We start from the raw sequence: 21,662 nt of genomic DNA, 5'->3' as shown, positions 1-21,662 counted from the left end.
CTTCCGGCGATTTGCCGTTCTTTACGTTAACTGACTCTCTTCCTTGTTGGAGGAGCGAAAACTGATACTGACCAGCGTGCCGCCGCCGGAGGGTTGCGAAAAATTCAGCGTGCCGCCAAGGCGTTCCGCGCGCTCACGCATTATATTCAGACCATAGTGTCCGGCAGGCTCATGCGGTTCGCCGATACCAATGCCATTATCGCGAATATAAACGGTATGATCGCCGTCAGGCGCGGTGACGCAACTTACGGCGATTTCGCTCGCGTTGGCGTGTTTAATGGCGTTCAGGACCGCTTCACGCACAATTTGCAACAAATGCACCTGCATTTGCGCATCCAGCGCCAGCGTGGGTAAACGGCAATCCAACGTGAGTTTGGCCGGGGTCTGACTCTGTAAATCTTCCAGCATCTCATGCAATGCGGAGGGTAAATCGGCCTGCTGTAACGTCAGACGGAACGTGGTGAGTAGCTCGCGAAGCTGACGGTAGGCGTCGTTCAGCGCTCTGGAAAAATCCGCCATGATGCTTTGCGCGCCGGCGTTATCGTCAGGAATAGCGCGCTTCAAAAGCGTTAACTGAATACGTAAATAAGAAAGTACCTGCGCCAGCGAATCGTGTAGCTCACGGGCAATCGTCGCGCGCTCTTCCATTAACAAAAGTTGCTGGAAGTGTTTTTGCGCCTGATTAAAGTACAAGCCACGCCCCAGCATCGTGGAGACGCTGTTCAGCAGCGGCGTAGAGGCATTAACGTTGGGGCTTTGCCAGTGGAGTTCGCCATAGACCGTGTCCTGCATCGTCACTGGCAGCATTTGCATCGGCAGGTCGGGGCTTTGCGTGCCTTCGCTAATCCGCCAGTTATCGCCCACGGTTAACTCCAGATACCAGGCGGCGTCATGTTCACGGACAATTTGCAAAATATGGCGAAAACAGTGGACATCGATTTGGCTGGTATTCAGCGCCTGGGAGCACTGGTATAACACCTCCAGGCGGCGATGCGCTTCGTGCAGATCGTGCGTTTTTTCTTCCACCGAGGCTTCCAGCGAACGGTAAAGTTTATGCAGCTCGCTCGACATCTGACTAAACGTTTTCGCCAACAATCCCAGTTCATTGGGTAAGCTGGTATCCAGCGGCAGCGGGGCGAACTGACCATGTTCAATTCGCTGACTGGCGGTGACCAGTTGATTCAGCGGGCGAACGACCTGCTGGCGAATACGCCGTAGGGTAAAAAAGACCAGCGTAAATATGCCGATACCGCCCGCCAGCGATATGGCGACGACCAGCATGACTTTACGCTCGGCGTAATGCTGTAACGCCAGAACGAAGAGATCAATTTGATCGACGTAATTGTTGATATTGGTCTGATACCAGGCAATGTCGCCGTCCTGTAGGCGGCTATTCATCTCCAGCCAGTTGGCGTGCAGGCGCGCGTAGCGAGTTTTCACCGCCTGCGGCACATACCAGGCGTTGAGATTTTGCAGTACCGGCGAGTTGAGTGCGTGCTGAAAAAGTTGACGATGCGCATTAATCTGCGGGCTACGGCTTTGCAGATCGTAACCCAGCCGATAGCTCTGCATTCGTAGCGAACCGGCGATATTGATCGCTTCGGCATCCCGTAAACTGCTGGTCAGCGTCAGTAATGCGCTGCCGGTGGACAGAATAGACAACAGCACAATATAGAAAAAAGCCTTAGCCAGACTGGCTGAGACCGGGCGTTTAACCGTCACGCTGGCACTCCCCGCATTTAGCTGAATCGCAATCGCATTTGCTTTGAAATAAATTGATCTGCCACAGGTTCTGGACAGATAGTTGTGCTTCCTGGGCAGATGAACATTGCCGACCCCGCCTTCGTCAGTTAATAACAATGCTCATATAAAGAATAAGGTTTTTACAACCAAAACAGAAGGATGCCATGAATCGTTTTATTATGGCCAATAGCCAGCAGTGTCTGGGCTGCCATGCCTGCGAGGTCGCCTGCGTAATGGCTCACAATGATGAGCGACATGTCCTGACGTCACAGCGCTATCAGCCCCGAATTACTGTCATTAAACATCAGCACCAGCGCAGCGCGGTCACATGTCACCATTGCGAAGATGCGCCCTGCGCCCGTAGCTGTCCGAACGGCGCGATCGCGCATATTAACGACAGCGTGCAGGTCAATGCGCAGAAGTGCATCGGCTGTAAATCCTGCGTCGTCGCCTGCCCATTCGGCACCATGCAGATGGTATTGACGCCCGTCGCGCCAAACCAGTTCAAAGCCAGCGCGCATAAATGCGATCTGTGTCAGGGACGTGAACAGGGTCCGGCCTGTGTGGAAAATTGCCCGGCGGATGCGCTGCAACTGGTCACCGAAGACTCGTTGACCCGTCTGGCTAAAACGCGACGGCTGCGTACCGCCCGGCAGGAGATTCGCCCCTGGCATACCGTGGATACACAACACAGTGGGGCAGCAAGCAGCAAAGCCGAGCGTATGCAGGCGACGCCGCCGCGCGGCGAACCGGATAAACTGGCGATTGAAGCGCGTAAAACCACCTTTGAGGAAATTTATCTGCCGTTTCGCGCCGCGCAGGCGGAGCGTGAAGCGGCCCGCTGCCTCACATGCGGGGAACACAGTATCTGCGAATGGACCTGTCCGCTGCATAACCATATTCCCCAGTGGATCGAACTGGTGAAAGCTGGCGATATTGATGCGGCGGTAGAGCTTTCCCACCAGACCAACTGCCTGCCGGAAATTACCGGGCGCGTCTGTCCGCAGGACCGGCTATGTGAAGGCGCGTGTACACTCCGCGATGAATATGGCGCGGTTACCATCGGCAACATTGAGCGCTATATCTCCGATCGCGCTCTGAGCAAAGGCTGGCGTCCCGACCTGTCGGACGTACAGAAGAGCGATAAGCGCGTGGCGATTATCGGCGCGGGGCCGGCAGGTCTTGCCTGCGCTGACGTGCTGGTGCGCCATGGCGTAAGCGCCACCGTCTACGATCGCCACCCGGAAATCGGCGGTTTGCTCACCTTTGGCATTCCGGCTTTCAAACTGGATAAATCTCTGCTGGCGCGCCGTCGGGAGATCTTCAGCGCGATGGGGATTCGTTTCGAGCTTAACTGCGAAGTAGGGAAAGATATTTCTCTGGAGACGCTGCTGGAGAGTTATGACGCCGTCTTTGTCGGGGTAGGAACCTACCGTTCCATGAAGGCTGATTTACCGAATGAAGACGCGCCGGGGGTATATGATGCGTTGCCATTCCTCATCGCCAATACCAAACAGGTGATGGGGCTTCCGGCGTCGCCTGACGAGCCGTTTATTGATACTGCGGGTCTTAACGTGATTGTGCTGGGCGGCGGTGACACCGCAATGGACTGCGTACGTACGGCGCTGCGTCATGGCGCTGCCAACGTCACCTGCGCTTATCGCCGCGATGAGGCCAATATGCCGGGGTCGAAAAAAGAGGTGAAAAACGCGCGGGAAGAGGGCGCGAACTTTGAATTTAACGTTCAGCCGGTTGAGTTGGTGCTGGATACGCACGGGCGCGCCAGCGGTATTCGCTTTTTGCGTACGCGGCTTGGCGAACCGGATGGTCAGGGGCGACGCCGCCCGGTACCTGTACCGGACAGCGAGTTCGTGATGCCGGCGGATGCGGTCATTATGGCGTTTGGTTTTCATCCGCATGGTATGTCGTGGCTCGAATCGCACGGCGTGAAGGTGGATAACTGGGGACGTATTGCCGCCAGCGTCGAGAGCGAGTTTCGTTACCAGACGTCCAACCCGAAAATTTTCGCCGGCGGCGATGCGGTGCGCGGCGCCGATCTGGTGGTGACGGCGATGGCAGAAGGCCGACATGCCGCGCAGGGGATACTCGACTGGTTAGCTAAATAAGCGTATTTGTAGGCCGGTTAAGGCCTGGAACGGTTAAATGATTGAGTGATAAAAAATCTTAAACTTATTGGCTAACCTTACTCCGTTTGCAGAAATGTTGACGCTCGCAGGGCTGGACGCCCTGCGATAAACATTTTCCCGTCGGGTCGACGTTTAACAGGCCTGATGAGGCCAATCTTAGTATTGAAAATAGAGTGTAAATTGAAGGAAGGGACGCTATCAGAATCCCTTCTTAGAGCCTATCCCATTAGGGCTATTTTACTTGCCATTTTGGTCCTGGGCAGTGCTCAAAATCCTCACGTACTACGTGTACGCTCCGGTTTTTGCGCGCTGTCCGTGTCCAAACTGGCTGCGCCAATAACGCCTGGTGGGATAGGCTCTTAATTTTTATTTTAAGGAACCATATATCTGGTCAACAATCCAGCCATACGTCGCCGCAGGTAATAATCCACTGACAAAAACATTCGGATTCACTTTAGGATTTGCTACCGGCGAGTGCGGCCTGTTACCTAAAATCACAATCGCCATATGATTAACCGGATCGATAGACGTCAGCGTGCCGGTCCATCCGGTATGTCCATACGTTTGCGGACTGGCTAATACCCCGAACGTTGGGGTCATTGAGGCGTTGCCGTTAACGCGCCACCCCAGACCAAAGGTAGCGTCTTCTGGCGAGCGGCGAGTAAACTGCGCAACCGTTTTGTCGTCGAATAGCTTCACGTTACCGTAGCCGCCCCCATTGAGCATGACTTGCATTAACACAGCCATATCATGGGTGTCAGAAAACAGTCCGGCGTGTCCTGAAACGCCGCCCATTGAGTACCAGGCTTTTTCGTCATGCACCTGGCCCCATAGTGTATTGGTGCGAATATTGGGGAAATGAATCACGCCGTCACGCGTATTGCCGTGTAGTTCCGTTGCGGCGATTTGCGGCGGTGTGAAGCCTTTCATCAGCGGGTTAAAGACGGTATGTTTTAATCCAAGCGGTTTATAAATGGTGGTTTCGACGTAGCGATCTAATGGCATTGCCGTTATCGATTCAATGATAAAACCAAGAATCATATAATCCACGTCGCTGTAGATATGCTTCGACCCAGGTTGATATTCCAGCGGTGTCTTTTTAATCATCTCCAGAGTAGTGCTTTTACTCTGTGAGAATAATTTACCGGCGACGTTTTTATTGGGATATTGTGGGTCGGCAGGAAAGCCCGCGACGTGATGAAGAATATCAATAATGCGGAGTTTATCTTTGCCTTTTATTTTATCCCCAGGCATATCCTTAAAGCCGGGGATGTATTTTGATACCAAATCATTGACATCTATTTTTCCCTCATATACCAGTTTTTGCAATGCAAAGTTAGTGGCATACATTTTTGTGTTTGAAGCCAGGTCATACATCGTATTAGTGGTCGCCCAAATGGGATGGGCTAACAGCGTGGAACCGTCATATTTTTTGGCATAGCCCCAGGCTTTTTGTAGAACAATATGATTATCTTTTATCACCAGAAGATTGATGCTGGGATATCCGGCATCAATTTGATTTTGAATCCAGCCATCAAGTCGGTGAAGTTTTTGGCTATCAAACCCCACCTGATCAGGGCTCGCGGTGGTCAATACCGGATACTCAACGGCAAAAGCTGAAAGGGAAAATGTCAGTAGAACCGTTGCAACGAGAGTAAATTTCATGATGATTCCCTCAGTCTCACTCCGGCCGTCAAATCATATCGCAAGCATGAACTCTGCGGCCCGGAGAAGCAGAATATGGTCATGGTAGTGACAGGAAAATATGGCTGCACGTCCGTTCAGTCGGCCTTGAGGGTAACCCCTTCAGCAGACAAAACCGACTTCACGGCGTAATATTAATGCTCTTTTTACACCCTGGAGCCAGCATGTCGCAAACCATTACGCTTATTAAGGATAAAATTCTTTCTGATAATTATTTTACTCTGCGCAACATTACCTATGACCTGACCCGTCGTAATGGCGAGGTTATCCGTCACAAGCGTGAGGTTTACGATCGCGGGAATGGCGCAACTATTCTGCTTTACAACTCAACTAAAAAAACCGTGCTTCTGGTTCGTCAGTTTCGCGTGGCGACATGGGTCAACGGTAATCAAGACGGTATGTTAATTGAAACCTGCGCTGGCCTGCTTGATAACGACGAGCCGGAGGTCTGTATCCGTAAAGAGGCCATTGAAGAGACAGGGTATGACGTTGGTGAGGTACGCAAGATATTTGAGCTGTATATGTCGCCAGGCGGCGTCACGGAGCTGATTCATTTCTTCATTGCCGAATATCATGATAGCGAGCGCGCCAGCATCGGCGGCGGCGTGGAGGATGAAGAGATTGAGGTGCTTGAACTGCCGTTTTCCCGGGCGCTGGAAATGGTGCGCTCAGGCGAGATTCGGGACGGTAAGACCGTGTTATTGCTTAACTATTTACAGACGTCTCATCTAATGGACTGAAAAAAAAGAAATATACTTCTTTACACAAAAAAGACCAATCCGATAAATCTGATTGAGAACCCTGAGGCGCGCAAGGAAGATACCGCCTTAGCTGTGTTGTTCTGAATCTGGGGTTGTTCCGTTCATGCGCTACCGCGTTATTCTTTTTTGTCTGTTTGGCCTGTTGCCGGTCCAGCTACTGTGGGCTGCGCCAGCGCAACGGACTTTTTCCGACTGGCAGGTCACCTGCAATAACCAAAATTTTTGCGTAGCGCGCAATACTGGCGAACATCATGGGCTGGTGATGACATTAAGCCGCAGCGCCGGGGCGCGTACCGATGCGGTACTGCGTATCGACCGCGGCGGTTTGGCGCCGCCCGACGCTAAAGAAGCCGCAATTGCGCCTCGCTTATTGCTGGATGGCAAACCGCTTTCGTTCAACAGTCCACACTGGCGCGTGTCGCCCTGGCATCTCATGACCGGCGATCCTGCCACCATCACCGCATTTTTACAGACGATTCAGGATGCGCAGGCCATCACCTTAAAAAACGGCGTTCAGACGCTTTCGCTGGCGGGATTAAAAGCGGCATTACTGTTTATCGACGCGCAACAAAAACGTGTGGGTAGCGAAACCGCCTGGATTGAAAAAGGAAACGAACCGCCGCTCAGCGTGCCCCCGGCGCCGGCATTAAAGGGGATCGCCGTGATTAATCCAACGCCCGTACCGCTGAGTGAGGAAGAACGCGACGATCTGCTGGACTACGCAGCATGGCGGGTAAACGGCATTCGTTGTTCGCTTGACCCGCTGCGTCGTGAGACGCAGGTCAGCGCGTTGACGGATGATAAAGCGTTATTGATTGTTAACTGCGAAGCCGGCGCCTATAACACCATTGATCTCGCCTGGGTAGTTTCACGCAAAAAAACGCTCGCCTCGCGCGCCGTACGTTTGCGGCTGCCGTTTAATCGCGGCGTCGAAAGTAATGACATGGAGTTGATGAACGCCTTCTTTGACGAGAAAACGCGCGAGCTGGTGACGTTGGCGAAAGGGCGGGGGTTAACCGACTGCGGTATCCAGACGCGCTGGCGTTATGATGGCGATCGTTTTCGTCTGGTGCGTTATGCCGAAGAACCGAGCTGCGATAGCTGGCACGGGCCGGATGCCTGGCCTACGCTGTGGATCACGCGTTGAATCCTGGTTGTTATCCCCCTTTTCAGAATAGGGATACACCTATTGAGGTTTCATTTATGGTATAGAGATTGCTACGTTACGGTAGGATTGTTACTTTACCCGATAGCCTCACCACAGCAGGAAATAGTATGAAAATAAATAATGGCCCCGTATTATGCCCCCATTGTGGCTGCCTGAGCGCTTATTATGAAATAGATCGGCTGGCGGCGATAAGAGAAAAAGTGAATAAAGAAGGCGGATCAGCGGCGTGGGATTCAACATTGCAGGCGCATAAAAAAAAGGCCTTTTGCCTGATGTGCCATAAATCCATTGATGAGGTCGTCATCGGGCAGTCAGATGCGCCTGAGTCTACGAAGTAATTTTGCACAGCCTACAGAACAGGTCTGCAGACTGTGCAAAGTCTGTGTTGCTAACGCTCGCCTTAGCCTTTGATATTCAGCACCCGGCGGGCTTTTTCTACAATATTTTCCACGGTAAAGCCAAAATACGGGAACAGTTTGTCAGCCGGGGCGGATTCACCGTATCCCGTCATGCCGATAATTGCGCCTTTTAGGCCAACATATTTATACCAGTAGTCGGCTATACCGGCTTCCACCGCGACGCGGGCGGTCACGTGCGCCGGTAGCACTGATTCGCGATATGCCTCGTCCTGCGCATCGAAAATATCCGTTGAAGGCAACGACACCACGCGAACGTTATGCCCCTCGCCAGTCAATTTTTCCGCCGCCTGGAGGGTAATTTCCATTTCCGATCCGGTAGCGATCAGAATGATATCCGGCTTGCCGCCGCTATCTTTGAGAATATAACCGCCGCGAGCAATTGCTTTCACCTGTTCCGGCGTGCGTTCCACCTGCGCCAGATTCTGCCGCGAGAGAATCAACGCCGTCGGCCCGTGCTGACGTTCAATTGCCAGCTTCCAGCCGACTGCTGCCTCAACCTGATCGCAGGGACGCCAGGTGCTGAAGTTTGGCGTTAAGCGCAGGCTCGCCAGTTGTTCCACGGCCTGGTGCGTCGGGCCATCTTCGCCCAAACCGATGGAGTCGTGGGTATAGACCATAATCTGCCGGGCTTTCATTAAGGCCGCCATACGCGCCGCGTTACGCGCATATTCGACAAACATCAGAAACGTGGCGGTATACGGTACAAAGCCACCGTGGTGGGCGATGCCGTTGGCAATGGCGGTCATGCCGAATTCGCGCACGCCATAGTGGATGTAATTACCTGCCGGATCCTCTTTTAACGAGGTCGAACCTTTCCAGATAGTCAGGTTGCTCGGCGCCAGATCCGCCGATCCGCCCAACAGTTCCGGCAACAGGGGACCATAGGCATTGAGCGTATTTTGCGATGCTTTACGGGTGGCGATTTTGGCCGGATTAGCCTGCAAGTCGTTAATAAATTTTTGCGTGGCGGACTCCCATGTCTCCGGCAGTCCGCCGCTCATCCGGCGGGTAAACTCCGCGGCCAGCTCAGGATAAGCCTTCTCATAAGCAGCAAACTTTTCCTGCCACTGCTGCTGCGTTTTCTCACCTTTTTCACGGCCATCCCACGCGCGGTAAATTTCTTTTGGGATCTCAAACGCCGGATGATGCCATCCCAGCTTCTGGCGGGTCAGCGCCACCTCTTCTTCGCCCAGCGCCGCGCCGTGCGACTCCTCCTTCCCGGCTTTATTCGGCGAGCCAAAACCTATCACCGTCCGACAGATAATTAGCGAAGGTTTGTCTTTTACGCTCTGGGCTTCCAGAATGGCTTTTTTCACCGCCTCCGGATCGTGCCCGTCAATGTCATGCACGACATGCCAGTGGTAGGCTTCAAAACGTTTGGCGGTATCGTCGGTAAACCAGCCTTCGGTTTCGCCATCAATGGAGATGCCGTTGTGATCGTAAAAGCCGATCAGTTTGCCCAGTCCCAGCGTACCAGCCAGCGAACACACCTCATGCGAGATCCCCTCCATCAGACAGCCGTCGCCCATAAAGACATAGGTGTAGTGGTCGACAATCTCATGGTCCGGCCGGTTGAACTGTGCGCCTAACGTACGCTCGGCAATCGCCAGCCCGACGGCATTCGCCAGCCCCTGGCCCAGCGGCCCGGTGGTGGTTTCAACGCCGGGCGTATAGCCAATCTCCGGGTGACCTGGCGTTTTAGAGTGCAGTTGACGGAAGTTTTTTAACTCCTCCAGCGGCAGGTCATAACCGGTTAAATGCAGCAGACTATAGAGCAGCATGGAGGCGTGACCGTTGGAAAGGATAAAACGATCACGGTCATACCAGGTCGGATCGGTGGGGTTATGTTTAAGAAAATCGTTCCATAGCACTTCAGCGATATCCGCCATTCCCATCGGCGCGCCGGGGTGCCCGGAATTGGCTTTTTGAACGGCATCCATGCTCAGCGCACGAATCGCATTGGCAAGGTCTTTACGGGACATAAATCACTCCATGCAAGGTTTATAGTTTGGCGGCAAGCAGGTCTTCCAGTTTGCGCTGGTCAACAGCAAAAAGACGGATACCTTCCGACAGCTTCTCTACGGCCATCGCGTCCTGATTATGTTCCCAGCGGAACTCCGCTTCCGTCATTGGCGTAGGACGGTGGAACATCTGCGAGGAAGGCACCAGTTTACGGATCACCGGTTCTTCTTTTTCTTTCAGCTCTTTAAGCAGGTTAGGGGAGATAGTCAGTCGATCGCAGCCGGTCAGCGCGAGGATTTGCTCAGTACGGCGGAAACTTGCGCCCATCACGATGGTTTCATAGCGATGCTGTTTAAAGTAATCGTAGATATTGCGTACCGATTTCACGCCGGGATCTTCCTCCACGACATACGGTTCCAGCGGACTACGCGCCTGATACCAGTCGTAAATTCGGCCCACGAACGGAGAGATCAAATAGACGCCCGCTTCGGCGCAGGCGCGCGCCTGGGCAAAAGAAAACAACAACGTCAGGTTGCAATTAATGCCTTCTTTTTCGAGCTGCCCGGCGGCGCGGATACCTTCCCAGGTCGCGGCGAGCTTGATCAGAATGCGCGATTTATCAATATCCTGCTGCTGGTAGAGATCCACCAGATGGCGCGCTTTCTCGATACTTTTTTCTTTATCGAACGATAACCGCGCGTCGACTTCAGTGGAGACGCGACCGGGAATACTTTTCAGTATTTCCGCGCCAAAATTGACCGCCAGTTTATCGCTGGCTGCCGCAACCAGCTGTTCCTGCGTACCGCCGTGTTTTTTTCCCCAGGCAATCGCATCCTCAATCAAATGACCATACTGCTCAAGCCCGGCGGCTTTCAACAGTAAAGAGGGATTTGTCGTGGCATCCTGCGGCTGGAAGTGGCGGATGGACTCGATGTCGCCGCTGTCGGCGACGACGGTAGTGAATTGTTTGATGCCGTCTAGCTGGTTCATAGGAAATACTCCTTGAAAAGTAAAGTGTTAGATGAGTGTGTTGATTCACACTTCTGAAAGATTGATACACTACATAACCAAAAAGCATAGCAGACAGGCATGGTATTGCTGGTATAAGCAGGTAACATGGCCGTTATAAATTGATAACAAACTCTTGCGCCGCGTCGTGATAGTTTGCAGACCTTCAAAGTTTGTGTTGCGCAGTACGGTGATAATGTGCGGCGCACCAGGCCGCGTCACTTTTTGAACGATACGTGAAAGGAACAACAAGATGGATGAGCAGTTAAAACAAAGCGCCCTTGATTTCCACGAATTTCCGGTACCCGGTAAAATTCAGGTTTCTCCGACTAAGCCCCTTGCCACCCAACGCGATCTGGCGTTGGCTTACTCGCCAGGCGTGGCGGCGCCCTGCCTGGAAATCGAAAAAGATCCGCTGGCAGCCTACAAATACACCGCGCGCGGCAACCTTGTCGCGGTCATTTCCAACGGTACAGCGGTGCTGGGGTTAGGCAACATCGGCGCGCTGGCCGGCAAGCCGGTCATGGAAGGCAAAGGCGTTCTGTTTAAAAAATTCGCCGGCATCGATGTGTTTGATATTGAAGTCGATGAGCTTGACCCGGACAAATTTATCAACGTGGTCGCGGCGCTGGAGCCGACCTTTGGCGGCATTAACCTCGAAGACATTAAAGCGCCGGAATGTTTCTATATTGAGCAGAAACTGCGCGAGCGCATGAACATCCCGGTTTTCCATGACGATCAGCACGGAACGGCGATCATCAGTACTGCCGCCATTCTTAATGGCCTGCGAGTCGTAGAGAAAAATATTTCCGACGTGCGGATGGTCGTCTCCGGCGCAGGGGCGGCGGCAATCGCTTGTATGAACCTGCTGGTCGCGTTGGGGATGCAAAAGCACAACATCGTGGTGTGCGACTCTAAGGGCGTTATTTACAAAGGCCGTGAGCCGAATATGGCGGAGACCAAAGCGGCCTATGCGGTAGACGACAGCGGCAAGCGCACGCTGGATGAGGTCATTGACGGCGCGGATATTTTCCTCGGCTGTTCAGGCCCGAAAGTGCTGACTCAGGAGATGGTGAAGAAAATGGCCCGCGCGCCAATGATTCTGGCGCTGGCTAACCCGGAACCGGAAATTCTGCCGCCGCTGGCGAAAGAAGTGCGCCCGGACGCCATTATCTGTACCGGTCGTTCCGACTATCCGAACCAGGTGAACAACGTATTGTGCTTCCCGTTTATCTTCCGCGGCGCACTGGACGTCGGCGCGACGGCGATCAACGAAGAGATGAAACTGGCGGCGGTCCGTGCGATTGCCGAGCTGGCGCACGCCGAACAGAGCGAAGTGGTGGCCTCGGCCTATGGCGATCAGGACCTGAGCTTTGGGCCGGAATACATTATTCCGAAACCGTTTGACCCGCGTCTGATTGTCAAAATCGCTCCGGCGGTCGCGAAAGCGGCAATGGATTCCGGCGTGGCGACGCGCCCGATTGCTGACTTTGATGCCTATATCGATAAACTGACCGAGTTTGTCTACAAAACCAACCTGTTCATGAAGCCGATCTTCTCGCAGGCACGCAAAGATCCGAAGCGCGTAGTGCTGCCGGAAGGGGAAGAGGCGCGCGTGCTGCACGCAACCCAGGAGTTGATAACCCTGGGGCTGGCGAAGCCCATTCTGATCGGGCGTCCGAGCGTGATCGAAATGCGTATCCAGAAACTGGGGCTACAGATCAAAGCGGGCGTTGATTTCGAGATCGTGAATAATGAATCCGATCCGCGCTTCAAAGAGTACTGGAGCGAGTATTACCAGATCATGAAGCGTCGCGGGGTAACTCAGGAACAGGCGCAGCGTGCGATGATCGGCAACCATACGGCCATTGGCGCGATCATGGTGCAGCGTGGGGAAGCGGATGCGATGATCTGCGGCACCATCGGGGACTACCATGAGCATTTCAGCGTCGTGAAAGCCGTCTTTGGCTACCGTGACGGCGTGCATACGGCAGGGGCGATGAATGCCTTACTGCTGCCAAGCGGCAACACTTTTATCGCCGATACTTATGTTAACGAAGATCCCACGCCGGAACAGTTGGCGGAGATCGCCGTAATGGCGGCGGAAACCGTTCGCCGTTTTGGTATTGAGCCGAAAGTCGCGCTGTTGTCGCACTCTAACTTTGGTTCCTCAAATTCGCTGTCCGCCAGCAAAATGCGCGAAACCCTTGAGCGGGTACGCGAACGAGCGCCCGATCTGATGATTGACGGTGAGATGCACGGTGATGCGGCGTTGGTGGAAAGTATTCGTAATGACCGGATGCCGGATAGTCCGCTGAAGGGAGCCGCCAATATTCTGGTGATGCCGAATATGGAAGCCGCCCGCATTAGTTACAACTTACTCCGCGTCTCCAGTTCCGAAGGCGTCACGGTCGGCCCGGTCCTGATGGGCGTGTCTAAACCGGTACATGTATTAACGCCGATCGCCTCTGTACGCCGTATCGTGAATATGGTGGCGTTAGCGGTAGTTGAAGCGCAAACCACGCCGCTTTAATAACGCATTACTCTCTCTTCTGGCGCAGGTTCTCCTGCGCTTTTTTTATGCGCCGCTGGGCTTCGCCATGGTATGAAAGGCTCGGGTGGGGATATTCTGGAACCTATTGCGTTACCCCTACTTAGAGCCTATCCCATTAGGGCTATTTTACTTGCTATTTTGGTCCTGGGCAGTGCTCGCCAAAACGCGTTAGCGTTTTGAACGCCGCTTGCGGCGGCCCGAAGGGCGAGCGTAGCGAGTCAAACCTCACGTACTACGTGTACGCTCCGGTTTTTGCGCGCTGTCCGTGTCCAAACTGGCTGCGCCAATAACGCCTGGTGGGATAGGCTCTTATTTCACTGAATCTGTACTATGCACAAATAGAGTAATACGAATTATTTTTATCGATGGTAGTAATACAAAGAATAGCCGGTGGGGTATTTATTGCAGAACAGGCTTAAATTCAGAATGACACCTGAAAATGTGATGCACCACGATATTTATCGTTAACACCTTCAACAGAAGGCACCTTTATTTTCTTTTTCTTAGTGATCTACCTCACCTTTTACATCACCTTGCCGAATTTTGTTATTTACTCCGACAAAAAATTGCCACGATGACGGCAGTTTCAGTGGAGACGGTGAGCAATGAATAAAGAACGCATTATTCAGGAATTTGTGCCGGGCAAACAGGTCACGCTGGCGCATCTCATTGCGCACCCTGGTGAAGAACTGGCGAAAAAGATCGGCGTTCCCGATGCTGGCGCGATTGGCATTATGACCTTAACGCCGGGGGAAACGGCCATGATCGCTGGCGATTTAGCGATGAAGGCTGCGGATGTACACATCGGTTTTCTCGACAGATTTAGCGGCGCGCTGGTGATTTATGGCACCGTCGGCGCAGTAGAAGAAGCGCTATTACAGACGGTCTGCGGACTAGGGCGATTATTAAACTTTACCCTGTGTGAGTTAACAAAAAGTTAATTGGTGGCGGTAATGAAACGTATTGCTTTTGTCGGCGCGGTCGGTGCCGGAAAGACAACGCTTTTTAACGCGTTACGGGGAAATTATTCCCTCGCCAGAAAAACGCAGGCCGTGGAATTTAATGAGCATGGCGATATAGATACGCCGGGTGAATATTTTAGCCATCCCCGTTGGTATCACGCCTTAATTACCACGTTGCAGGATGTGGACACGCTGATTTATGTCCACGCGGCAAACGATAAAGAAAGTCGCTTACCTGCCGGGTTATTGGATGTTGGAACCCGTAAACGACATATCGCCGTTATCAGCAAAACGGACATGCCGGATGCCGACGTCGCCGCTACGCGGCAGTTGCTTTGCGAGATTGGATTCCGGGAGCCGATTTTCGAGCTCAACGGCCACGACCCGCAAAGCGTGCGGCAGTTGGTGGATTATCTGGCAGCTCTCAGTGAACAGGAGGAAGAGGCAGGTGAAAAAACTTATCACAGCTAACGATATTCGTGCGGCCCACGCCCGCGGCGAACAGGCGATGTCGGTAGTGCTGCGCGCCAGCATTATTACCCCGGAGGCTCGCGAAGTGGCGGAACTACTGGGCTTCACGATTACCGAATGCGACGAGTCCGTTCCGGCATCCACATCGGCGCAGGCGTGTAAAAGCGAAAGCCAGCGCATTCGGGAAGCCATCATCGCGCAGCTCCCGGAAGGGCAGTTTACTGAAAGCCTGGTGGCGCAGTTGATGGAAAAAGTGCTGAAGGAAAAGCAGTCGCTGGAACTGGGGACGATGCAGCCGAGCTTTACCTCCGTCACGGGTAAAGGCGGCGTGAAAGTCATTGACGGCAGCAGCGTGAAATTTGGCCGCTTCGACGGCGCCGAACCGCACTGCGTCGGCTTAACCGATCTGGTTACAGAGCAGGACGGCAGCAGCATGGCCGCCGGGTTTATGCAGTGGGACAACGCCTTTTTCCCGTGGACGCTGAACTACGACGAAATCGACATGGTGCTGGAGGGCGAACTGCACGTACGCCATGAAGGCGAAACCATGATTGCCAAAGCCGGAGATGTGATGTTCATCCCTAAAGGCTCCAGCATTGAATTTGGCACGCCAACGTCCGTGCGCTTTCTGTACGTGGCGTGGCCTGCGAACTGGCAATCCGTATGAACGATTTCATCACCGAAACGTGGCTCAGAGCGAATCATACGCTCAGCGAAGGATCGGAAATCCATCTGCCCGCTGATGCACGACTGACGCCCTCGGCCCGGGAACTGCTGGAAAGCCGCCGCCTGCGCATTAAGTTTCTGGATCCGCAAGGCCGGCTGTTTGTCGATGATGACGAACAGCAGCCGCAGCCGGTACATGGCTTAACCAGTAGCGATACGCACCCACAGGCCTGCTGTGAACTGTGCCGCCAGCCGGTGGTGAAAAAGCCCGATACGCTGACCCATCTGACGGCGGACAAAATGGTCGCCAAAAGCGACCCGCGCCTCGGCTTTCGCGCCGCGCTCGACAGCGCCATCGCGCTGACCGTGTGGCTACAAATCGAACTGGCGGAACCCTGGCAGCCGTGGCTTTTCGATATCCGCTCGCGGCTGGGCAACATTATGCGCGCCGACGCTATAGATGAACCGCTGGCGGCGCAGTCTATCGTCGGGCTGAACGAGGATGAGCTGCATCGGCTTTCCCACCAGCCGCTGCGCTATCTCGACCACGATCACCTGGTACCGGAGGCCAGCCACGGTCGCGATGCGGCGCTGCTTAATCTGCTGCGAACCAAAGTCCGCGAAACGGAAACCCTCGCCGCACAAGTGTTTATTACCCGTAGTTTTGAGGTCTTGCGCCCGGACATTTTACAGGCGCTGAACCGTCTCTCCAGCACGGTTTACGTGATGATGATTTTGAGCGTGGCGAAACATCCGCTGACGGTCGCCCAAATTCAACAACGGTTGGGAGAGAAGCCATGATCATTGAACGCGCCCGCGAACTGGCGGTACGCGCCCCCGCCAGAGTCGTCTTTCCCGATGCGCTGGACGAACGCGTGCTGAAAGCGGCGCATTACCTGCAACAGTACGGTCTGGCTCGCCCCGTTCTGGTCGCCAGTCCGTTTGCGCTGCGTCAGTTTGCCCTGAGTTATCGTATGGCGATGGATGGCATTCAGGTCATCGACCCACACAGCAACCTGAGTATGCGCCAGCGTTTTGCGCAACGCTGGCTTGCCCGTGCCGGAGAAAAAACGCCGCCGGACGCAGTGGAAAAGCTTAGCGACCCGCTAATGTTCGCTGCCGCCATGGTGAGCGCCGGTGAGGCTGATGTGTGTATCGCAGGCAACCTGTCGTCAACGGCGAATGTGCTGCGCGCAGGGCTGCGGGTGATTGGCCTGCAACCCGGGTGCAAAACATTGTCGTCTATTTTCCTGATGCTGCCGCAGTATGCCGGTCCGGCATTAGGGTTCGCCGATTGCAGCGTAGTGCCGCAGCCGACGGCGGCGCAGCTGGCGGATATCGCTATCGCCAGCGCCGACACCTGGCGGGCCATTACCGGCGAAGAGCCGCGCGTGGCGATGCTGTCATTTTCAAGCAACGGCAGCGCCCGTCACCCCAACGTTGCCAACGTGCAGCAGGCGACAGAGCTCGTTCGCGAACGTGCGCCGCAACTGCTTGTGGACGGTGAATTGCAGTTTGACGCCGCTTTCGTGCCGGAGGTTGCCGCGCAAAAAGCGCCTGACAGCCCGCTGCAAGGCCGCGCCAACGTGATGATTTTCCCGTCGCTGGAGGCGGGCAATATTGGCTACAAAATCGCTCAGCGTCTGGGAGGCTATCGCGCGGTTGGGCCGCTAATTCAGGGGCTTGCCGCGCCGCTTCACGACCTCTCCCGAGGCTGTAGCGTGCAGGAAATTATCGAACTGGCGTTGGTGGCAGCCGTGCCGCGCCAGGCTGACGTGAGCCGCGAACGCAGCTTACACACACTGGTTGAATGAACGGTCCCGTTCTGGACCCCTTTAATGAGAGGAAAACACGATGGAAGCATTAGGAATGATTGAAACCCGGGGCCTGGTTGCGCTGATTGAGGCCTCAGATGCGATGGTAAAAGCCGCACGCGTGAAGCTGGTCGGCGTGAAGCAGATTGGCGGTGGCCTGTGTACGGCCATGGTGCGTGGCGACGTGGCGGCGTGCAAAGCCGCAACCGATGCTGGCGCCGCTGCGGCGCAGCGCATTGGCGAGCTGGTCTCTGTACACGTGATTCCACGCCCGCACGGCGATCTGGAAGAAGTGTTCCCGATCAGCTTCAAAGGCGACAGCAACATTTGATGGTAGGCCGGATAAGACGCGCAGCGTCGCCATCCGGCATGAATGCGCGCCATTGCCTGATGGTGCGCAGATTCAAGGCCTACGACCCAACGGGCAATCCATGGAGGCGGATATGAAACTGGCAGTCGTCACAGGACAAATCGTATGTACCGTCCGCCATCAGGGACTGGCGCATGACAAATTGCTGATGGTGGAAATGATCGATGCCCAGGGCAACCCCGACGGGCAGTGTGCCGTCGCTATCGACAGTATCGGGGCGGGAACCGGAGAGTGGGTACTGCTGGTCAGCGGCAGTTCCGCACGCCAGGCGCATCGCAGCGAATTATCACCGGTCGATCTGTGCGTCATTGGCATCGTCGATGAAGTGGTGGCTGGCGGGAAAGTGGTTTTCCATAAATAGGACTGAACATCATGAATCAACAGGATATTGAACAGGTGGTGAAAGCGGTACTGCTGAAAATGAAAGACAGCAGCCAGCCGGCCAGCACTGTTCATGAGATGGGCGTTTTTGCCTCCCTGGATGACGCAGTGGCGGCAGCAAAACGGGCCCAGCAGGGGCTGAAGAGCGTGGCGATGCGCCAGCTTGCCATTCATGCCATTCGCGAGGCGGGCGAAAAACACGCCCGAGAATTAGCGGAACTTGCCGTCAGCGAAACCGGTATGGGACGCGTTGACGATAAATTTGCTAAAAACGTGGCGCAGGCGCGCGGCACGCCGGGCGTCGAGTGTTTATCTCCGCAGGTGCTGACCGGCGATAACGGCCTGACGCTGATTGAAAATGCGCCGTGGGGCGTGGTGGCCTCGGTCACGCCGTCCACCAATCCGGCAGCGACGGTGATTAATAACGCCATCAGCCTGATTGCCGCAGGCAACAGCGTCGTGTTTGCCCCGCATCCGGCGGCGAAAAAGGTCTCTCAGCGGGCAATCACCCTCCTCAATCAGGCGGTGGTCGCCGCCGGCGGCCCGGAAAATTTGCTGGTCACCGTGGCGAACCCGGATATCGAAACCGCCCAGCGGTTGTTCAAATATCCCGGTATTGGCCTGCTGGTGGTGACTGGCGGCGAAGCGGTGGTGGACGCGGCGCGTAAACATACTAATAAACGCCTGATCGCCGCCGGTGCCGGTAATCCCCCGGTGGTGGTGGATGAGACCGCCGACCTGCCGCGCGCTGCACAATCCATCGTCAAAGGCGCGTCGTTTGATAACAACATCATCTGTGCTGACGAAAAAGTGCTGATTGTGCTGGATAGCGTCGCCGACGAGCTGATGCGTCTGATGGAAGGTCAGCACGCGGTGAAACTGACCGCCGCTCAGGCCGAACAGCTCCAGCCGGTGCTGCTGAAGAATATTGATGAGCGCGGCAAAGGCACCGTCAGCCGTGACTGGGTCGGTCGTGACGCGGGCAAGATCGCCGCAGCCATCGGCCTGAACGTCCCGGATAAAACGCGCCTGCTATTTGTGGAAACGCCCGCTAACCATCCGTTTGCCGTCACTGAAATGATGATGCCGGTACTGCCGGTGGTGCGGGTCGCCAACGTCGAAGAAGCCATCGCCCTGGCGGTTCAGCTTGAAGGCGGTTGCCACCATACGGCGGCGATGCACTCGCGCAATATCGACAACATGAACCAGATGGCGAACGCCATCGACACCAGCATTTTCGTCAAAAACGGGCCGTGCATTGCCGGGCTTGGATTGGGCGGAGAAGGCTGGACCACCATGACTATCACCACGCCAACCGGCGAAGGCGTGACCAGCGCGCGTACCTTTGTGCGGCTGCGTCGATGCGTGCTGGTGGATGCGTTTCGCATTGTATAAGGGATGACTCATGGCGCACGACGAACAACTCTGGCTCACCCCAAGACTGCAAAAAGCGGCGGCCCTGTGTAACCAGACGCCCGCCGCCAGCGACGCGCCGCTGTGGCTGGGCGTCGATTTGGGCACCTGCGACGTGGTGTCGATGGTGGTCGACGGCAACGCCCAGCCGGTGGCGGTGTGCCTTGACTGGGCCGACGTTGTGCGTGATGGCATCGTCTGGGATTTCTTCGGCGCCGTCACCCTCGTGCGCCGCCATCTCGACACCCTTGAACAGCAGCTCGGCTGCCGCTTTACCCACGCGGCGACCTCGTTCCCGCCGGGCACCGACCCGCGTATTTCGATCAACGTGCTGGAGTCTGCCGGGTTAGAAGTCAGCCACGTACTGGATGAGCCGACGGCGGTGGCGGATCTGCTGGCGCTTGATAATGCAGGCGTGGTGGATATTGGCGGCGGCACTACCGGCATTGCCATCGTCAAACAGGGCAAGGTGACTTACTCCGCCGATGAAGCCACTGGCGGGCACCATATCTCCCTGACGCTGGCGGGCAACCGCCGTATTCCCCTGGAAGAGGCGGAACAGTACAAGCGCAGCAATGCGCAGGAGATTTGGCCGGTAGTGAAGCCGGTGTACGAAAAGATGGCGGAAATCGTCGCTTGCCATATTGAAGGGCAAGGAATTGCTGATTTATGGCTGGCGGGCGGCTCCTGTATGCAGCCGGGCGTGGAGGCGTTATTTCGCCAGCGTTTCCCGGAGTTACAGGTGCATTTGCCGCAGCACAGCCTGTTTATGACCCCGCTGGCGATAGCCAACAGCGGGAGAGCGAAAGCGGAGGGACTCTATGCAAGCTGAACTACAGACGGCGCTGTTTCAGGCATTCGACACACTGAATCTGCAACGGGTGAAAACGTTCAGCGTACCGCCGGTCACGCTGTGCGGACTTGGGGCGCTCGGCGCCTGCGGCCAGGAAGCGCAAGCGCGAGGCGTAAGCCATCTGTTTGTGATGGTCGACAGCTTCCTGCATCAGGCGGGAATGACCGCGCCGCTGGCACGCAGCCTGGCGATGAAAGGCGTGGCGATGACGGTCTGGCCGTGTCCGCCTGGCGAGCCGTGCATCACCGATGTCTGCGCGGCGGTGGCGCAACTGCGTGAGGCGGCGTGCGACGGCGTAGTGGCCTTTGGCGGCGGTTCGGTGCTGGACGCGGCGAAAGCGGTCGCCCTGCTGGTGACTAACCCTGACCAGACGCTGAGCGCCATGACCGAGCGCAGTACATTACGCCCGCGTCTGCCGCTGATTGCGGTGCCGACTACCGCCGGAACCGGTTCTGAAACCACCAACGTGACGGTGATTATCGACGCGGTCAGCGGGCGCAAGCAGGTGCTGGCACACGCGTCACTAATGCCGGATGTGGCGATTCTTGATGCTGCCGTGACCGAAGGCGTTCCGCCAAACGTGACGGCGATGACCGGTATCGATGCGTTGACTCATGCGATTGAGGCCTACAGCGCGCTCAACGCCACGCCGTTTACCGACAGCCTGGCGATTGGCGCGATAGCGATGATTGGCAAATCGCTGCCGAAAGCCGTGGGTTACGGCCACGATCTGGCGGCGCGTGAAAATATGTTACTGGCCTCCTGTATGGCGGGAATGGCCTTTTCCAGCGCCGGTCTGGGGCTGTGTCATGCAATGGCGCACCAGCCAGGGGCGGCGCTGCATATTCCGCACGGCCAGGCCAACGCTATGCTGCTGCCAACGGTCATGGGCTTTAACCGGATGGTATGCCGCGAACGCTTCAGTCAAATCGGTCGGGCGTTAACCAATAAGAAATCGGACGATCGCGATGCGATTGCGGCGGTGAGCGAGCTGATTGCCGAAGTGGGCCAGAGCAAACGGCTGGCTGACGCTGGCGCCAAACCCGAACACTACAGCGCGTGGGCGCAAGCCGCGCTGGAGGATATTTGTCTGCGCAGTAACCCACGCACCGCCACACAGGCACAGATTATCGATCTGTACGCGGCTGCCGGGTAATGCCTGTAGGCCGGATAAGGTGCTTGCACCGCTATCCGGCAATAACACGGCGTTAATGCCGGAGGCGACGTAAACGTCTTATCCGGCCTACAAATCATAAATGGCAGGGA

Annotated in this window: 19 protein-coding genes; 15 read left to right on the top strand and 4 right to left on the bottom strand. The window is 55.5% G+C overall.

What is annotated here, in order from left to right:
• Positions 1-21: 21 nt before the first annotated feature.
• On the bottom strand, positions 22-1,722 hold the full coding sequence (narQ, locus tag ACLD4K_RS03485; RefSeq protein WP_411011392.1) for a nitrate/nitrite two-component system sensor histidine kinase NarQ: 1,701 nt from the start codon (positions 1,720-1,722) through the stop codon (positions 22-24).
• Positions 1,723-1,907: 185 nt separating this feature from the next.
• Between narQ and aegA the strand changes: the two genes are divergently transcribed.
• Entirely contained in the window at positions 1,908-3,869 is a 1,962-nt protein-coding gene (gene aegA, locus ACLD4K_RS03480; RefSeq protein ID WP_411011391.1) for a formate-dependent uric acid utilization protein AegA, read from the top strand.
• Positions 3,870-4,256: 387 nt separating this feature from the next.
• Here aegA and pbp4b read toward each other — a convergent pair whose 3' ends face one another.
• A complete protein-coding gene (gene pbp4b / locus ACLD4K_RS03475) occupies positions 4,257-5,555 on the bottom strand; it encodes a penicillin binding protein PBP4B (RefSeq protein WP_411011390.1) in 1,299 nt (432 codons plus the stop codon).
• A 203-nt stretch (positions 5,556-5,758) separates the two neighbouring features.
• Between pbp4b and nudK the strand changes: the two genes are divergently transcribed.
• The 3 genes from nudK to ACLD4K_RS03460 all read left to right on the top strand — a co-directional run bounded on the left by nudK (position 5,759) and on the right by ACLD4K_RS03460 (position 7,861).
• A complete protein-coding gene (nudK, locus tag ACLD4K_RS03470) occupies positions 5,759-6,334 on the top strand; it encodes a GDP-mannose pyrophosphatase NudK (protein ID WP_000084033.1) in 576 nt (191 codons plus the stop codon).
• Positions 6,335-6,458: 124 nt separating this feature from the next.
• Entirely contained in the window at positions 6,459-7,502 is a 1,044-nt protein-coding gene (locus tag ACLD4K_RS03465; protein WP_001270669.1) for a DUF1176 domain-containing protein, read from the top strand.
• A 128-nt stretch (positions 7,503-7,630) separates the two neighbouring features.
• Positions 7,631-7,861: a hypothetical protein gene (locus tag ACLD4K_RS03460; protein ID WP_000700635.1), complete on the top strand. Its 231-nt coding sequence runs from the start codon at positions 7,631-7,633 to the stop codon at positions 7,859-7,861.
• Positions 7,862-7,923: 62 nt separating this feature from the next.
• Here the strand turns inward: ACLD4K_RS03460 and tkt are convergent, their stop codons facing one another.
• Both tkt and tal read right to left on the bottom strand, forming a co-directional pair.
• Positions 7,924-9,924 carry a transketolase gene (tkt, locus tag ACLD4K_RS03455; RefSeq protein WP_411011389.1) on the bottom strand — a complete coding sequence of 667 codons (2,001 nt, stop codon included), beginning with the start codon at positions 9,922-9,924 and terminating at the stop codon, positions 7,924-7,926.
• A 19-nt stretch (positions 9,925-9,943) separates the two neighbouring features.
• Entirely contained in the window at positions 9,944-10,894 is a 951-nt protein-coding gene (gene tal, locus ACLD4K_RS03450; protein ID WP_411011388.1) for a transaldolase, read from the bottom strand.
• A gap of 271 nt (positions 10,895-11,165) precedes the next feature.
• Between tal and maeB the strand changes: the two genes are divergently transcribed.
• From maeB to eutG, 11 genes are all read left to right on the top strand, one after another.
• Positions 11,166-13,445: an NADP-dependent oxaloacetate-decarboxylating malate dehydrogenase gene (maeB, locus tag ACLD4K_RS03445; RefSeq protein WP_000344299.1), complete on the top strand. Its 2,280-nt coding sequence runs from the start codon at positions 11,166-11,168 to the stop codon at positions 13,443-13,445.
• Positions 13,446-14,071: 626 nt separating this feature from the next.
• Entirely contained in the window at positions 14,072-14,407 is a 336-nt protein-coding gene (eutS, locus tag ACLD4K_RS03440) for an ethanolamine utilization microcompartment protein EutS (RefSeq protein ID WP_411011387.1), read from the top strand.
• Between the two features lie 12 nt (positions 14,408-14,419).
• Positions 14,420-14,899 (top strand): ethanolamine utilization acetate kinase EutP, encoded by a 480-nt coding sequence (gene eutP / locus ACLD4K_RS03435; RefSeq protein WP_411011386.1) that lies wholly within the window; start codon positions 14,420-14,422, stop codon positions 14,897-14,899.
• Positions 14,877-15,566: an ethanolamine utilization acetate kinase EutQ gene (gene eutQ, locus ACLD4K_RS03430; protein ID WP_000733867.1), complete on the top strand. Its 690-nt coding sequence runs from the start codon at positions 14,877-14,879 to the stop codon at positions 15,564-15,566. Before eutP ends, eutQ begins: the two co-directional genes overlap by 23 nt.
• A complete protein-coding gene (gene eutT / locus ACLD4K_RS03425) occupies positions 15,563-16,366 on the top strand; it encodes an ethanolamine utilization cob(I)yrinic acid a,c-diamide adenosyltransferase EutT (RefSeq protein ID WP_000997656.1) in 804 nt (267 codons plus the stop codon). The genes eutQ and eutT overlap by 4 nt, the downstream gene beginning before the upstream one ends.
• Positions 16,363-17,379 carry a phosphate acetyltransferase gene (pta, locus tag ACLD4K_RS03420; protein ID WP_411011385.1) on the top strand — a complete coding sequence of 339 codons (1,017 nt, stop codon included), beginning with the start codon at positions 16,363-16,365 and terminating at the stop codon, positions 17,377-17,379. Before eutT ends, pta begins: the two co-directional genes overlap by 4 nt.
• Positions 17,380-17,419: 40 nt before the next feature.
• On the top strand, positions 17,420-17,710 hold the full coding sequence (eutM, locus tag ACLD4K_RS03415) for an ethanolamine utilization microcompartment protein EutM (protein WP_000387716.1): 291 nt from the start codon (positions 17,420-17,422) through the stop codon (positions 17,708-17,710).
• 112 nt (positions 17,711-17,822) lie between these two features.
• The gene (gene eutN, locus ACLD4K_RS03410) at positions 17,823-18,110 is read left to right on the top strand and encodes an ethanolamine utilization microcompartment protein EutN (protein ID WP_001522340.1); all 288 of its coding nucleotides are present in this window, start codon (positions 17,823-17,825) and stop codon (positions 18,108-18,110) included.
• An 11-nt stretch (positions 18,111-18,121) separates the two neighbouring features.
• Complete coding sequence (locus tag ACLD4K_RS03405; RefSeq protein ID WP_411011384.1) at positions 18,122-19,525, top strand: aldehyde dehydrogenase family protein; 1,404 nt, start codon at positions 18,122-18,124, stop codon at positions 19,523-19,525.
• A 10-nt stretch (positions 19,526-19,535) separates the two neighbouring features.
• A complete protein-coding gene (gene eutJ / locus ACLD4K_RS03400) occupies positions 19,536-20,375 on the top strand; it encodes an ethanolamine utilization protein EutJ (protein WP_121768233.1) in 840 nt (279 codons plus the stop codon).
• Positions 20,365-21,552, top strand: coding sequence for an ethanolamine utilization ethanol dehydrogenase EutG (gene eutG, locus ACLD4K_RS03395; RefSeq protein WP_001147505.1), 1,188 nt, complete (start codon positions 20,365-20,367; stop codon positions 21,550-21,552). Before eutJ ends, eutG begins: the two co-directional genes overlap by 11 nt.
• Positions 21,553-21,662: the final 110 nt, after the last annotated feature.

It is taken from the genome of Salmonella sp. 741265055_HSA, assembly GCF_046569525.1.
Taxonomy (GTDB): domain Bacteria; phylum Pseudomonadota; class Gammaproteobacteria; order Enterobacterales; family Enterobacteriaceae; genus Salmonella; species Salmonella enterica.
Note: the sequence above shows the minus strand (reverse complement) of the source record. Positions and strands in the feature narration are given on the sequence as shown.